General features: G+C 69.1%; 12 protein-coding genes. 1 reads left to right on the forward strand and 11 read right to left on the reverse strand.

The window, feature by feature from the left end:
• Positions 1-46: 46 nt before the first annotated feature.
• From ACFVAE_RS03545 to ACFVAE_RS03575, 7 genes are read right to left on the reverse strand one after another with little or no spacing between them, the layout of a single operon-like run.
• On the reverse strand, positions 47-805 hold the full coding sequence (locus ACFVAE_RS03545) for a copper homeostasis protein CutC (RefSeq protein WP_378887927.1): 759 nt from the start codon (positions 803-805) through the stop codon (positions 47-49).
• Complete coding sequence (locus ACFVAE_RS03550) at positions 802-2,145, reverse strand: alpha-L-fucosidase (RefSeq protein WP_378887929.1); 1,344 nt, start codon at positions 2,143-2,145, stop codon at positions 802-804. Before ACFVAE_RS03550 ends, ACFVAE_RS03545 begins: the two co-directional genes overlap by 4 nt.
• Positions 2,139-3,725, reverse strand: a complete 1,587-nt coding sequence (locus ACFVAE_RS03555; protein ID WP_378887931.1) for a M81 family metallopeptidase — start codon at positions 3,723-3,725, stop codon at positions 2,139-2,141. Before ACFVAE_RS03555 ends, ACFVAE_RS03550 begins: the two co-directional genes overlap by 7 nt.
• 23 nt (positions 3,726-3,748) lie before the next feature.
• Positions 3,749-4,699: an ROK family protein gene (locus ACFVAE_RS03560; protein ID WP_378887933.1), complete on the reverse strand. Its 951-nt coding sequence runs from the start codon at positions 4,697-4,699 to the stop codon at positions 3,749-3,751.
• A 1-nt stretch (position 4,700) separates the two neighbouring features.
• The gene (locus ACFVAE_RS03565; RefSeq protein ID WP_378887935.1) at positions 4,701-5,624 is read right to left on the reverse strand and encodes a carbohydrate ABC transporter permease; all 924 of its coding nucleotides are present in this window, start codon (positions 5,622-5,624) and stop codon (positions 4,701-4,703) included.
• Positions 5,614-6,525: a carbohydrate ABC transporter permease gene (locus ACFVAE_RS03570; RefSeq protein ID WP_378887937.1), complete on the reverse strand. Its 912-nt coding sequence runs from the start codon at positions 6,523-6,525 to the stop codon at positions 5,614-5,616. Before ACFVAE_RS03570 ends, ACFVAE_RS03565 begins: the two co-directional genes overlap by 11 nt.
• Positions 6,526-6,557: 32 nt before the next feature.
• The gene (locus ACFVAE_RS03575) at positions 6,558-7,817 is read right to left on the reverse strand and encodes an ABC transporter substrate-binding protein (RefSeq protein WP_378887939.1); all 1,260 of its coding nucleotides are present in this window, start codon (positions 7,815-7,817) and stop codon (positions 6,558-6,560) included.
• 160 nt (positions 7,818-7,977) lie between these two features.
• On the opposite strand from ACFVAE_RS03575, the gene ACFVAE_RS03580 reads away from it, so the two are divergent.
• Positions 7,978-9,108 (forward strand): ROK family protein, encoded by a 1,131-nt coding sequence (locus ACFVAE_RS03580; protein WP_378887941.1) that lies wholly within the window; start codon positions 7,978-7,980, stop codon positions 9,106-9,108.
• A gap of 3 nt (positions 9,109-9,111) precedes the next feature.
• Here the strand turns inward: ACFVAE_RS03580 and ACFVAE_RS03585 are convergent, their stop codons facing one another.
• The 4 genes from ACFVAE_RS03585 to ACFVAE_RS03600 all read right to left on the reverse strand — a co-directional run bounded on the left by ACFVAE_RS03585 (position 9,112) and on the right by ACFVAE_RS03600 (position 13,893).
• Positions 9,112-10,386, reverse strand: a complete 1,275-nt coding sequence (locus ACFVAE_RS03585; RefSeq protein ID WP_378887943.1) for an alpha-L-fucosidase — start codon at positions 10,384-10,386, stop codon at positions 9,112-9,114.
• A gap of 84 nt (positions 10,387-10,470) precedes the next feature.
• Positions 10,471-11,499, reverse strand: a complete 1,029-nt coding sequence (ilvC, locus tag ACFVAE_RS03590; RefSeq protein WP_378887945.1) for a ketol-acid reductoisomerase — start codon at positions 11,497-11,499, stop codon at positions 10,471-10,473.
• Positions 11,500-11,578: 79 nt separating this feature from the next.
• Entirely contained in the window at positions 11,579-12,088 is a 510-nt protein-coding gene (gene ilvN, locus ACFVAE_RS03595; protein WP_157311940.1) for an acetolactate synthase small subunit, read from the reverse strand.
• Positions 12,089-12,090: 2 nt separating this feature from the next.
• A complete protein-coding gene (locus ACFVAE_RS03600; RefSeq protein ID WP_378887947.1) occupies positions 12,091-13,893 on the reverse strand; it encodes an acetolactate synthase large subunit in 1,803 nt (600 codons plus the stop codon).
• Positions 13,894-13,916 lie beyond the last annotated feature (23 nt).

The following is a 13,916-nucleotide window of genomic DNA, read 5'->3' on the forward strand; positions in this document are numbered from 1 at the left end:
CCGCCGGCTGTTCAGCCGGCGGGGACTCGTGCGTCTGCGAGTGGAGTCAGGAGCCGGATGTCGCCTCGTCGAGGGCCGCGCGTGCGGCGGCGACGATCGCGCCGTCCGTCACATCGAACCCGGATGCTCCGCCGCCGGGGCCGCTCGGTGCGGTGTCACCCGACGACCGTCGGGCGGAGAGATGCACGGCATCCGCTCCCGACGAGACGAACGCGGGCACGTCTTCGACTCGCACTCCCCCGCCGGGCATGATCTGCACCCGCCCGGCCGATCCGCGCACGAGCGCCTCGACCGTGCCCAGCCCGTCGATGCTCCGGGTCGCACCGCCACTCGTCAGCACTCGGCGGATGCCGAGTGCCACGAGCTGATCGATCGCATCGACGGGAGCGCTGAGGGTGTCGATCGCGCGGTGGAAGACGACCTCGGCTCCGGCGGCAGCGTCGATCCAGCGACTCAGCGCCTCGGTGTCGATCCCTCCCGCGGCATCCAGCGCACCCACGACGACCGCTCCGGCCCCGCGGCGCACGACTTCTCGCACGTCGGCGGCGACCACCGCGATCTCGTCGGCGTCATAGACGTAGCCGCCGGGGCGGGGGCGTACGAGCACCGCGAGGCGCTCGGCGCGCCCCGCCACCGCGAGCACCGCCTCGACGGCGCCCGCGGAGGGCGTGAGACCCCCCGTCTCCGCGAGCGCCTGGCACAGCTCGACACGATCCGCGCCGGCCTCGAACGCGATGCGCGCGCCCGCGGCATCCTGCACCGCGATCTCCAGCTGCACGGGTCGCCGCGCGTCCGACGCGGTCATCCGACCGTGGCGACCGCGACGGCCGCGCCGCGCAGGCCCTCCGGGATGCTCAGCGAAACGGTGCCGTCGGCGCGGCTCGTCGCTTCGGCGATCGAGCCGTCCGCCCAGCGCGCTTCGCGTCCGGCCAGCTCGGCGGGCAGAAGGACCTCGCCGGTCGCCGGATCGAGCGCGTGCACATGCACACCCGCGGACGACGCCGTGTACCGCACGGGCGCGAGCGGCTCACCGAAGCGGATCCACGGCCGAGTGCCGTAGATCGCATCGCCGTTCTCGCCCAGCCAGGACCCCATCGCGCGCATGGCCGCCAGTTGCAGCGCCGGGATCGTCCCGTCGGCGGCCGGTCCCACGTTGATCAGCAGGTTGCCGTTCTTCGACACCACGTCCACGAGCATCCGGATCAGCGCGTCGCCCGAGAGCGACTGCCGGTCGTCCTCCGCCTGGTTGAAGCCGAAGGAGTACCCGAGGCCACGCGTGGACTCCCACGGGTGCTCGAGGATGTCGGGGATGTTCCGGTACTCGCGAGTGAGGAAGCCGTGGTACGGCACTCCCCAGCGATCGTTGACCACGCCCTCGGGCACGGTGTCGAAGTAGCGGCTCAGCAGCGCGGCGACCGCGAAGTCGTCGCCGCCCTTGCCCCCGTCCGGCCACTCGATGTCGTTCCAGAGCACGTCCGGCGAGAAGTTCTCTACGAGCTCCTCGAGCTGAGCCGCGGCATAGCGTGAGAAGTGCTCGTCGTTCCTGCGGAAGCGGAACAGGTCCGTGTCCGACTCGATCGGCGGGAAGTCGCTCACGTGCCAGTCCAGAGCGCCCGAGTAGTAGACGCCGAAACGGGCGCCGGCGCGCCGGGTCGCGTCGTGGAACTCGCGGATGAGGTCGCGCCGCGGACCGCGCGCGACGGCGTTGAAGCCCGTCGTCGAGGTGTTCCACAGGCAGAAGCCCTCGTGGTGCTTCGTCGTGGGGATGACGTACTTCGCGCCGGCGCCGATCAGTTCGCCGACGAAGGCGTCGGCGTCGAACGCCGAGGCGTCCCAGTGATCGGCGAGGTCCTCGTAGGAGGTGCCGGGGCCGTACAGCTCCTGATGGCGCTGCCAGGTCGGGCTGCCCTCGATGCGCACCGTGTTGCCGTACCACTCCGCATACTGATGCCAGGCGTAGGCGTCCTCGGTGGGGATGTTCACGCCCTCGCCGTGCTGCACCGCCCACGCCGGCACCGAGTACAGGCCCCAGTGCACGAAGAAGCCGAGCTTGGCGTCGCGGTACCACTCCGGGACGCCGTTGGCGGGGTACTGCGGAGCGGCGGCGCCGAAGTCCGGCCCGGTGCGCTTCTCGAAGTTCAGCATGCGGTGCGCTCCTCTCCTCGGCGGCCCACGACGGCGGTGAGCGCCGGGGTGCCCGTGGTGTCGAACGGGTAGACGCCGGGCTGCAGATGGCTGTGGCCCAGCCGGAGCAGATCCTGGTCGACGCCGCCTGGTGTGAGCGCCAGGGTCCAGTCCGCCGCCAGGTCGTAGAGCTCGGGCTCGAGGTAGCCGATCTTCACGACGACGATGTCGGCCGCCTCCGGGTCGAGCCCGAGCATCCGGAAGTCGTCCAGGTGGTGGAAGGGCTTGCGCCTCGACGTGATGATCGCGTGCAGGCCGCCGACGGCGATGACGGCCTGAGTACCGGCATCCGGGTCGCCCTCGGTGATCGAGAAGACCTGTCCGGTGATCCGCACAGGGCCGCGCGGTCCGTGGTCGACGCGTGCACCGGCATCCAGCGTCACAGTCGCGCCGACGCCTGCGGTCTCCGCCGCGGCGACCGCCTCGGCGTCGAAGATCGATGCGACGAGGGTGGTCCGCGTGCCGTCCGTCAGCTCGGGCCGGGCCAGCAGCTCAGCCAGCGTCCACGTGACGTCGCCGGCGCCGCCGGCCGTGGGGTTGTCGCCGGAGTCGGAGATCAGATACGGATGCGCGGCATCCGGCGCGAGCGCCTTCTCCAGGGCCCCCTCCAGGGTGGCTGTCTCCGCCACGAAGACGAAGTCCTCTCGGGCATCCCAGAACATCCTCGCGATGCGCTCCGACTCGGCCGTGATGAGCGCGCGATCGTCACCGGTGACCACGACGTAGGCCTGGCAGCGCGGCTCATCCGCCCAGGCGTAGCCGATCCACACCGAGGCATCGACGACGCCGTCCAGGGACTCGATGCCGGGCAGCTCGGCGTAGATGCCGCGGGCCGGCTCCAGCCTGGTGCTGGTCTTCTCGCCCGGCAGCAGCACCGGGACCGGCACCCAGGCCTTGTACGGACGACGCAGCACCGGGTCGGCGCCGTGCGGTCCGCGCAGCCGGTCGAGCAGGTTCCAGACCGCCCGCTCCTTGGTGTTCATCCAGTCCTCGTGCGGCGCCATGCGGTAGCAGGTGAGCAGGTCGACCTCGTCGCGCAGCACCTCGGACACGTTCCCGTGCAGGTCCATCGACGTGGTGATCAGCGTGTCGGAACCGAGTTCGGCACGGACGGCTCGAGCCAGGTCGCCCTCGGCGTCCTGCATGCCGATGACGCTCATCGCGCCGTGGATGTCGAAGAAGAAGCCGTCGAACGCGCCACCGTCCCGGATGGCGTCGCGGATGCCCGTGACGATCGCGTCCTTCATGCGCCGGTACGTCTCCGGTGCGACCGCGCCACCGGGCAGCGAGCGCCCGTGGAAGATCGGCACCCAGCGGGCGGCATCGCGCAGCTCCCTGCCCGCGTCGAGGAAGGGGTAGTACCCGATCAGCTCGTCGCCGGTGCGGATGGTGAATGCCTCGTCGCCGGAGACATGCGGCGAGAAGGTGCTCGACTCGATCGAGATCCCGGCGATGCCGATCCGCGGCGCGGTCAGCCCTCCGTCGGAGAGCGGGGCCAGCGGCCCCATCCAGATGTCACTCGCTTCCGGACGGTCGGTCATGTGTCCTCCTGTACGACTCGGGTTCAGTATGCGGGAACGGCGTGTGCACGCCGAGCGGATTCGATGGCGCCGAGCGCGACCGCATCGCCGCCCTTCGACGCGGGGATCACCCGCAGCGGGATGCCGGTGATCGGCGCATCGGTGCGCAGCGTCTCCTCGACGGCCGGGGCGAGCAGATCCCAGGCCCGCGCCACTCCCCCGCCGACGATCGCCACAGGCACGTCGAGCAGCGTCGCCGCGCTCGCACAGGCCAGCGCGAGGGCTCTGCCCGCATCGCGGAACACCGCGATCGCGTCGGCATCGCCCGTCCTGGCCCGATCGGCGACCTCCCGCGAGTCCAGCGATGCGCCGGTGCGGTCGGCGTACCGGGCGCCGATCGACGTGCCGGAGGCCAGGGTCTCGAGATGCCCGGTCTGGCCGCACGTGCAGCGCAGGTCGCTGTATCCCGGAGTGTGCCCGATCTCGCCGGCCGCGCCGTGCGGGCCGTGGCGCAGATCGCCGTCGACGATGATCGCTCCGCCGACGCCGGTGCCCAGCATCACGCCGAGCACGTCGCGGTCATCACGACCGGCTGCCTCACCGAGCAGGAATGCGTTCACGTCGTTCTCGATCCGCACCGGAACGCCCAGGCGGGCGGAGAGCTCGTCGGCCAGCGGAAATCCCACCCAGTCCACGAAGGTCTCGGATGCTGCCCGGATGGTCCCCGAGGCGTGGTCGACGACGCCCGCGGCGCCCACGCCCGCGGCGCGCAGCGATGCCCCGGCCTCGATGCAGAGCCGCGTGACCAGGGCCGCGGCGGCATCCGCCATCGCGGCCCCGCCCTCCCTGGCCGGCGCCGGGGAGCTGCCGCGCGCCAGCACGGCCCCCTGCTCGTCGACGATGAGCGCGGCGATCTTGGTGCCGCCGATGTCTATTCCGGCGTCCGCGGGGATGCCTGCGGGCACAGCGGTGCCCTCGTACTGCCTCGTGCTCACGTCAGCGACCGCCCAGACCAGCCATGGCGATGCCCTTGACCAGGTGCTTCTGCAGCGCGATGACGAGGATCGTGGTCGGGATCATCGAGATGATCGACGCCGCCATCTGCAGGTCCCAGCGCGTGCCGGTCAGACCCGAGAAGCTCGCGAGGCCGACGGGCAGTGTGCCGTGCGCGTTGTAGTCGACCGTCACGATCAACGGCCACAGATAGCTGTTCCAGAAGGACAGGAACGTGAAGACCGCGAGCACGGCGACCGCCGAAGTCGACAGCGGCAGGATGATCCGCAGGAAGGTGCGCACCGCACCCGCGCCGTCGACGCGAGCGGCCTCCTCCAGCTCGTACGGGATGCCGCGGAAGAACTGCCGCATCAGGAACGTGCCGAAGGCGGTGAAGGCGAACGGGAAGATGAGCGCCTGGAACGTGTCGACCCAGCCGGCCCACTGCATCACCTGGAACATCGGGATGACGAGCACTTCGGCCGGCACCATCAGAGTCGCCAGGAACAGCACGAAGACGGCATCCCTGCCCTTCCAGCGCAGGCGGCCGAAGGCGTAGCCGGCGGTGGTGGAGACCACGAGCACCACCAGTGTGCCCGCGACCGAGACGAACAGCGAGTTGAAGATGTAGGTCCAGAACGGACCGTACTCGAAGACCTCGGCGAAGTTCGACCAGCGCACCTCCGAGCCGATCAGGCGGGGCGGCATCGCGAACATCTCGCCGTTCGGCTTGAGGGCCGAGAAGAAGGCGTAGATCAGCGGCAGCAGGAAGATGCCCGCCGCGATGTAGACGGCGATGTGCGCGAACACGAGCCGGACGCGACCGGCGGTGCTCTGCGGCGCACGACCGCGGGTGCGCTCCGCCTCGACGGCTCCGTCGTCGCCCGGGTCGCCGAGCACGAGGGGCTCCATGACATCAGTGCTCATAGTGCACCCACTTCTTCTGCGCGCCGAACTGCAGCGCGGTGATGATGATGATCAGTGCGAAGAGGATCCATGCGCCGGCGGCGGCGAGTCCCAGATCCTGGAACTTGAAGCCCTGGTTGTAGATCCACATCACCAGAGGCATCGTGGCGTTGCCCGGCCCGCCGCCGGTGAGCATCTGCGGCTGCACGAACACCTGCAGCGAGGTGATCATCGTCATGATCGTGGCGAAGAAGATCGCCGGGGAGATCATCGGGATCATCACGCTCCAGGTGAGGCGGAATCCGCGGGCGCCGTCGATGACGGCCGCCTCCATCACACTCTCCGGGAGCTGCTCGAGCGCCGCCGAGAAGATCAGCATGTTGTAGCCGATCCCCTGCCACACGCTCATGACGACGACCATGATCATCGCCCAGTTCTTGTCGGCGAGGAAGTTCGGCAGCTCCACGCCGAACCAGCTCTGCGCGAGGCCGTTGAAGAGGCCCTGGGGCTGGAGCAGCATCTTCCACACCAGCACGTTCGCCACCATGGGCGTGACGACGGGGATGAAGAACAGCACGCGCAGCGCGCCGCGACCGCGGATCCGCGGTCCGAGGGCGAGCGCCATCAGCAGCGACAGGGCGATGCTGGCGGGGACGTACAGCAGCGTGAACACGATCGTGTTCCCCAGAGCGGGCAGGAAGTTGGGGTCCTGGAAGAGTCTGGCGTAGTTCGCGCCGCCGTTGAAGGTGCGCTCGCCGAACGTCGGCCAGTCGAAGAAGCTCATCACGATGGACAAGACGACCGGCACGATCGTGAACAGGGCGAGGCCCACCAGGGCCGGGCTTGCGAAGCCCAGCGCCTGGCGCGCCTCGACCTTGGCGAGCGACCCGCGACGACGGCGAGGAGCGGTCGTGGTGGTCATCTCTGTGTACATCCCTTGGTGTTATGCGTGGCTCAGTTGCCGAACTGCTGCTGCGCGGACTCGAGCACCGTCTTCATCGACTCCTGGCCGTTGTAGACGCTGACGAGCTCGGGCTGCACGTACGTGCCGACCTTGGCCCAGTTGTCGGAGACGTTCTGCCCCTCGACGTTCTTGAAGGCGGTCTCGAAGACCGACTTCACCTGGTCGCGGTACTGCGGGTCGAGCGACTCGAAGTACAGCGGCTGGCTCTCGGCGCGCGCCGGGTAGCTGCGGCCCGAGGAGGCGATGTAGTCCTGCGAGTCCTTGCTGAGCAGGGAGCCGAGCACCTTCAGCGCGCCCTCCTTGTTCTTGCAGGTCTCGGCGATGCCGTAGCCCGAGCCGAGCACGAGGCTGAGGTCGCCGTTGGCGCCGGTGGGCAGCGGAGCGAGCCCTGCCTTGAACCCGGCGTCGTTCTTCAGGTAGCCGACGGCGTTCCACGTGCCGTCGACCGCCATGGCGGCGTTCTCGCTGGTGAACTGGTTCTCGCCCCAGCCGCCTTCGGACGCGGATGCCACGGGCGCCGCGACCTTCTGGTCGGTGACGAGGCCGGCGTACCACTCGGATGCCTCGAGGAAGCCGGGGTCGGTCAGCTGGAGCTCACCGTCGGCCGAGACCGGCTGGGTGCCCGACTTCGCGATCGGGAGGGCCTGCCACTGGAAGTCGCCCATGCCGATGCCGAAGCCGTACTTGCCGCCGGTCGTGGCCTTCTTCGCGATGGCCTCGAAGTCCTCGAAGGTCCAGTCGTTGGTCGGCAGTTCGGCGCCGGCCGCCTTGAGCTGGTCCTCGTTGTAGTAAGCGACCATGGTCGACACGTCGAAGGGCAGGCCGTACAGGTCGCCCTTGTTCTTCAGGATCTCGGTGGCGCCCGCGGCGAAGTCGTCCTCGGCAAGGCCGGCGGTCTTCAGGTCGGCGTCGGTGAGCTTGACGAAGCCGTCCGTGTAGCTGGCGAGCATCCCGGAGTTCATGCCGGTGACGCAGGCCATGTTGCCGGAGGCCATGTTGGTGGTGAGCTTCGTGAAGAAGTCGCCCCACGGCGCCGTGCGCAGTTCGATCTTCAGATCGGGGTTCTGCTTCTTCGCGACGTCGACCTGGGCCTTGAGCGCGGCGGTGTCGTCCTCGCTGCCCGCCCACATGTCGACGACGATGGTGTCGCCGTCCGCAGATCCGCCGGTGCTCGGACCGTTCGAGCAACCGGCCATCGCCACGGCGACGCCGGCGACCGCGATCACGGCCCCCACGCGCTTGATCTTCATTGATTGCCTCCTAGCAGGACAGAAGGTTACTTCGACCACCGAAACAACCTAGTTGTGTCTTGAACGAAGACACCGTGCCATACTTCGTACTACGACGCAAGCGGAACATCCGATGTCTACGGAGCAGCCGCGACACCTCAGCGGACACCAGGAGACAGCAATGCCGCCCTCAGACGACACCAACGGCCGCCGCATCGTCGAGCTCATCGCCAGCGGCGTCGCGCGCTCACGCAGCGAGCTCGCGGCGCAGCTCGGGGTCGCCCCCTCCACGGTGGGGATGCGCGTGCAGACGCTGCTCGACGCGGGCATCCTCAGGGAGGCGGGAGACGGCACCTCCCGCGGCGGCCGGCGGCCGCGCGTGCTCCAGCTCGCCGAAGCGGGGACGATCCTCACCGCCGACCTCGGCGGCGGTCACGCGCGCATCGGGCGACACACGCTCGGCGGGGCCCTCGACCGGGTCGAGACCATCGCCGTCGACCTCACCGAGGGTCCCGAGGCGACGCTGGCGCGAGTCAGCGCCGTGTTCGACCGCTTCGGCGAGAACGCCTCGGTGCGGGCGATCGGAGTCGGTCTGCCAGGTCCGGTGGACATCGTGACGGGCTCGGTCGATCAGCCCTCCCGGATGCCCGGATGGCCGGGATTCCGCGTCGGCGAGCACCTGCGGGCCCGGCACGGCGTGCCCGCGGCGGTGGACAACGACGCGAACCTGGCGGCACTCGGCGAGCACACCGCGCAGTTCGGCGCGGAGAAGCACTCCATCACGGTCAAGGCGGGCACGGCGATCGGCAGCGGCATCATCGTGGACGGCGGCGTGCACCGCGGGGCCACCGGAGCCGCCGGCGACATCACGCACACCAGGATCGACGGCAGCGGCGACATCCCGTGCTCATGCGGCAACACCGGCTGCCTGGAGACGGTGGCCAGCGGAGCCAGCCTCGTGCGGCAGATGCACGAGCGCGGCTACGACACCGTGCACACCACCGAGGACGTGCTCGCGCTCGCCAGGGACGCTCACCCGGATGCCACCACGCTCGTCCGCACGGCGGGGAACCACCTCGGCCAGGCCCTCTCCGGGGTGGTGAACTTCTTCAACCCGCACGCGGTGTTCCTCACCGGCAGCATGAGCGCGTCCGAGCCGTTCCTGGCCGCCGTGCGCAGCAGGGTCTACGAGGCCTGCCACCCGCTGGTCACGCAGACCCTGCGGATCGAAGCCGCCCGTACCGGTGCGGACGCGATCCTGCAGGGTGCCGCGCGACTCGCGATGGACGGGCTCGAGCTGCGGACGCCCTGACCCTCAGTCAGTGAGGGTCAGCTCGATCACCGGGATCAGCACGTCGGGACGCTGCACAGGCAGGTGCACGGTCAGCGTGCCCTCGGCCTGCCCGGCGGGCGTCATGTTGACCGCCTGCTGATCGGGGTCGATCACGGACGTGCGCAGCCAGGATCCGTCGTTCAGCAGCCGGGCGAAGCTGACGCGACCACCGAGATCCGGCAGGTGCACGAAGCCCAAAGGCCACGAGAACAGGTGCAGGTACAGCCGGTCGCCGCGGCGGGTGTAGACGCCCTCACGGGGCGGTACGAGGTCTGCGTGACCTGCTCCCACGATCGCGTCACGGTGCAGGCGCATCCACTCCCCGATCTCGGCGAACGTCGCCTCGTCGCGCGGCGCGATCTCTCCGCGGCCGTTGGGTCCGACGTTGAGCAGCATGTTCCCGTCCATCGACACGGAGTCGGCCAGCATCTGCGTCAGCAGGGTCGCGGACTTCTGGTCGTGGTTGTCGCGGTGGTACCCCCACGACCCGTCCAGGGTCTGGCAGGCCTCCCAGACCTGCGGCACGCCGTCGCGGTCGACCAGCGGCGAGGTCGGCTGGTACTGCTCGGGCGTGACGAGGTCGCCGGGGACGCCGAGGCGGTCGTTGATGAGCATCTCGGGCTGCAGTTCGCGGCACAGGGCGAGCAGCTCCTCGGATCCCCAGTCCTCGGGTCCCTTGCCCGCCCAGCCGTCGCGGCTCTCGGGGTAGTTGAAGTCGAAGAACAGGTAGTCGACGGTGCCGTACCTCGTGAGCAGCTCCCGCACCTGCGCGTGCAGATAGGCCCGGTAGCGCGCCATGTCCCGGCCTTCGTTGAGTGCTGCGGCGTCGACGTCGTCGCGCCGAGGGTGGTTCCAGTCCACCGTGAAGTCGGGGTGATGCCAGTCGAGGAGCGAATGGTAGAAGCCCACGCGGAGCCCCTCGGCGCGGACCGCGTCGACGAACTCGCGCACCAGATCACGACCGCACGACGTGATCGACGAGAAGTCGGTCTCGTCGGTGTCCCACAGGCAGAACCCGTCGTGGTGCTTGGTGGTCAGCACCACGTACCCCATGCCGGTCTCCTTCGCGCGACGCGCCAGCGCTCGGGCATCGAAGAGGTCGGGGGCGAAGTGCTCGGTGTAGGGCCGGTACTCGTCATCGGTCAGGCGCTCGTAGTTCTGCACCCACTCGTGGCGCGCCGCCACGCTGTACGCACCGAAGTGCACGAACATCCCGAATCGGGCCTCATCGAACCATTGCTGCCGCATACCTCTCATCCTGGCACAGACATCGGATGTTTGGAGACGAAAGAAGCGGATGCCGCCCGTCGGGCGACATCCGCTCTTGTGAGGGACAGGAGGTCAGCGCGCAGCGCTGCCCTCGACGTAGTCCTCGTCCGACTGCTTCCAGGCGAACAGAGCGCGCAGCTCCTTGCCCGTGGCCTCGATCGGGTGACCCTGCTCCTTCTCACGGAGGGCGAGGAACTCGACGCCGCCGTTGTCCTGGTCCTCGATGAAGCGCTTCGCGAAGGCGCCGGACTGGATGTCGGCCAGCACCTCGCCCATGCGGGCCTTCACGCCGGCGTCGATGACGCGCGGGCCGGAGACGTAGTCACCGAACTCGGCGGTGTCGGAGATCGACCAGCGCTGCTTGGCGATGCCGCCCTCCCACATCAGGTCGACGATGAGCTTCAGCTCGTGCAGCACCTCGAAGTAGGCGATCTGGGGCTGGTAGCCCGCCTCGGTGAGGGTCTCGAAGCCGGCCTGCACCAGGTGGCTCATGCCACCGCACAGGACGGCCTGCTCGCCGAACAAGTCGGTCTCGGTCTCCTCGGTGAAGGTGGTCTTGATGACGCCGGCGCGGGTTCCGCCGATCGCCTTCGCGTAGGACAGCGCGGTGGCCCAGGCCTGGCCCGACGCGTCGCGCTCGACGGCGATGATGTCCGGGATACCGCGGCCGGCGACGAACTCACGACGCACGGTGTGGCCGGGAGCCTTCGGCGCGATCAGGATCACGTCGACACCCTCGGGTGCGTCGATGTAGCCGAACCGGATGTTGAAGCCGTGCGCGAAGGCCAGCGTCTTGCCCGGGGTCAGCTTGTCCTTGATCGAGTCGGCGTAGATGCCGCGCTGGTGCTGGTCGGGCGCGAGGATCATGATCAGGTCGGCCCACTCGGTGGCATCCGCCACGTTCTTGACCGGGAAGCCGGCCTCCTCGGCCTTGGCGATCGACTTCGAGCCCTCCTTGAGGGCGATGGCGACCTCGACGCCCGAGTCGCGAAGGTTCATCGCGTGCGCGTGGCCCTGCGAGCCGTAGCCGACGATCGCGACCTTCTTGCTCTGGATGATCGACAGGTCGGCGTCAGCGTCGTAGAAGATCTCGGTGCTCACTTGTATTTCTCCTTGCTAGTGGTACTTCTTCTCGCTTCGCTCGCCCAGCAGACGAGCGGGCGAACATGGTTCGGTGTGCTCAGCCGCGCAGCACTCGCTCGGTGATGCTCTTGCCGCCGCGGCCGATGGCGACCAGGCCGGACTGCGCCAGCTCCTTGACGCCGAAGGGCTCGAGGGCGCGCAGCAGGGCCTCGACCTTGCCCTTGTCGCCGGTGACCTCGATCACCAGGGCGTCCGGGGCGTAGTCGACCACGGACGCGCGGAACAGGTTCACGACCTCGAGCACGTTCGAGCGGGTGTTGTTGTCGGTGCGCACCTTGATCAGCATGTGGTGGCGCTGCACCGAGGCCGACTGCTCGAGCTCGACGATCTTGATGACGTTGATCAGCTTGTTCAGCTGCTTGGTGACCTGCTCCAGGGGCAGGTCCTCGACGTCCACCACGACGGTGATGCGCGAGACGCCGGGCACCTCCGTCACCCCCACCGCGAGGGACTCGATGTTGAAGCCGCGACGGGCGAACAGCCCCGCGACGCGGGTCAGCAGACCAGGACGGTCCTCGACGAGCAGGCTCAGCACGTGCTTCGACATGATCAGTCCTCCTCGTCGAATGCCGGCGCGTGGTCGCGCGCGTACTGGACGTAGCTGTTGCTGACGCCCTGCGGCACCATCGGCCACACCATCGCGTCGGCGCTCACCACGAAGTCGATCACCACGGGGCGGTCGTTCGTCTCGAGGGCCGTCTGGATCGCGGCGTCCACGTCCTCCTCCTTCTCCACTCGCAGGGCGAGGCAGCCGTAGGCCTCGGCGAGCTTGACGAAGTCGGGGATGCGGGCGGTGCCGTGCCCGGTGTTCAGGTCGGTGTTGGAGTGCCGGCCGTCGTAGAACAGCGTCTGCCACTGCCGCACCATGCCGAGCGACGAGTTGTTGATGATCGCGACCTTGATCGGGATGTTGTTGATGACGCAGGTCGCGAGCTCCTGATTGGTCATCTGGAAGCATCCGTCGCCGTCGATCGACCACACGACGCGGTCGGGCTCGGCGACCTTCGCCCCCATCGCGGCCGGGACCGAGTAGCCCATGGTGCCGGCCCCGCCGGAGTTCAGCCACGAGTTCGGACGCTCGTACTTGATGAACTGCGCCGCCCACATCTGGTGCTGGCCCACGCCCGCGGCGTAGATCGCCTCGGGCCCGGTGAGTTCACCGATCCGCTGGATCACGTACTGCGGCGACATCAGGCCGTCCTCAGGCTGCGAGTAGCCGAGCGGGAACTCGGTCCGAAGGCCGTCGAGATACGACCACCACTCCTCGATGTCGGGCTTCGCCCCCGAGGTGATGCCGCGGTAGGCGGTGTCGAGGTCGACGAGCACATCGCGCAGGTCGCCCACGATGGGCACGTCGGCGGTGCGGATCTTCGAGATCTCGGCGGGGTCGATGTCGACGTGCACGACCTTCGCGTTCGGGGCGAACAGCGATGCCTTGCCGGTGACGCGGTCGTCGAACCGCGCGCCGAGCGAGACGATCAGGTCGGACTCCTGCAGCGCCAGCACAGCCGGGACCGTTCCGTGCATGCCGGGCATGCCGAGGTGCTGCGTGTGCGAGTCGGGGAACGCGCCCCGCGCCATCAGCGTGGTCACGACCGGGGCGCCGGTCGACTCGGCCAGCGCGTAGAGCTGCTCGGACGCCTTGCCGCGGATCACGCCGCCGCCGACGTACAGCACCGGCTTCTTCGACTCGGCCAGCAGCGCGGCTGCGGCCTGGATCTGCTTGCCGTGCGCCTTGGTGACGGGCCGGTAGCCGGGCAGGTCCACCTTCGGTGGCCACACGAACGGGGCGACCTGCTGCTGCGCATCCTTGGTGATGTCCACCAGCACCGGACCGGGGCGTCCCGTCGAGGCGATCTCGAACGCGGCGGCGATGGCACCGGGGATCTCGGTGGCGTCCTTCACCAGGAAGGAGTGCTTGGTCACCGGCATGGTGATGCCGACGATGTCGGCCTCCTGGAACGCGTCGGTGCCCATCAGCGTGGAGAACACCTGTCCGGTGATCGCCACGATCGGGATCGAGTCCATGTACGCATCGGCGATCGCGGTGACGAGGTTGGTGGCGCCCGGTCCGGAGGTGGCGATGGTCACGCCCACCTTGCCGGATGCCGTGGCGTAGCCCTCGGCCGCGTGTCCGCCGCCCTGCTCGTGCCGGACGAGCACGTGGCGGACGCCGGTGGAATCCATCAGCGGGTCGTAGACGGGCATGATCGCACCGCCGGGGATGCCGAAGACGTCGGTGACGCCGAGCTTCTCGAGCGAGCGGACGACGGCCTCGGCCCCGGAGATCTCCGGGGCTGCGGCAGGACGAGCGGGTGGCCGTGGCACGGCCGGGGCGGAATCAGCAGTCATGTGTCATTCCTGAAGTGATCTGG

Source organism: Microbacterium sp. NPDC057659, assembly GCF_042799915.1.
Classification (GTDB): domain Bacteria; phylum Actinomycetota; class Actinomycetes; order Actinomycetales; family Microbacteriaceae; genus Microbacterium.

Excerpts from the sequence above, each read along its gene's own strand:
- ACFVAE_RS03550 (WP_378887929.1), bottom strand. The coding sequence starts at position 2,145 with ATGCTGAACTTCGAGAAGCGCACCGGGCCGGACTTCGGCGCCGCCGCT.
- ilvN (WP_157311940.1), bottom strand. The coding sequence starts at position 12,088 with ATGTCGAAGCACGTGCTGAGCCTGCTCGTCGAGGACCGTCCTGGTCTG.
- ACFVAE_RS03580 (WP_378887941.1), top strand. The coding sequence starts at position 7,978 with ATGCCGCCCTCAGACGACACCAACGGCCGCCGCATCGTCGAGCTCATC.
- ACFVAE_RS03600 (WP_378887947.1), bottom strand. The coding sequence starts at position 13,893 with ATGACTGCTGATTCCGCCCCGGCCGTGCCACGGCCACCCGCTCGTCCT.
- ACFVAE_RS03585 (WP_378887943.1), bottom strand. The coding sequence starts at position 10,386 with ATGAGAGGTATGCGGCAGCAATGGTTCGATGAGGCCCGATTCGGGATG.
- ACFVAE_RS03545 (WP_378887927.1), bottom strand. The coding sequence starts at position 805 with ATGACCGCGTCGGACGCGCGGCGACCCGTGCAGCTGGAGATCGCGGTG.
- ACFVAE_RS03570 (WP_378887937.1), bottom strand. The coding sequence starts at position 6,525 with ATGACCACCACGACCGCTCCTCGCCGTCGTCGCGGGTCGCTCGCCAAG.
- ACFVAE_RS03565 (WP_378887935.1), bottom strand. The coding sequence starts at position 5,624 with ATGAGCACTGATGTCATGGAGCCCCTCGTGCTCGGCGACCCGGGCGAC.
- ACFVAE_RS03555 (WP_378887931.1), bottom strand. The coding sequence starts at position 3,725 with ATGACCGACCGTCCGGAAGCGAGTGACATCTGGATGGGGCCGCTGGCC.
- ACFVAE_RS03575 (WP_378887939.1), bottom strand. The coding sequence starts at position 7,817 with ATGAAGATCAAGCGCGTGGGGGCCGTGATCGCGGTCGCCGGCGTCGCC.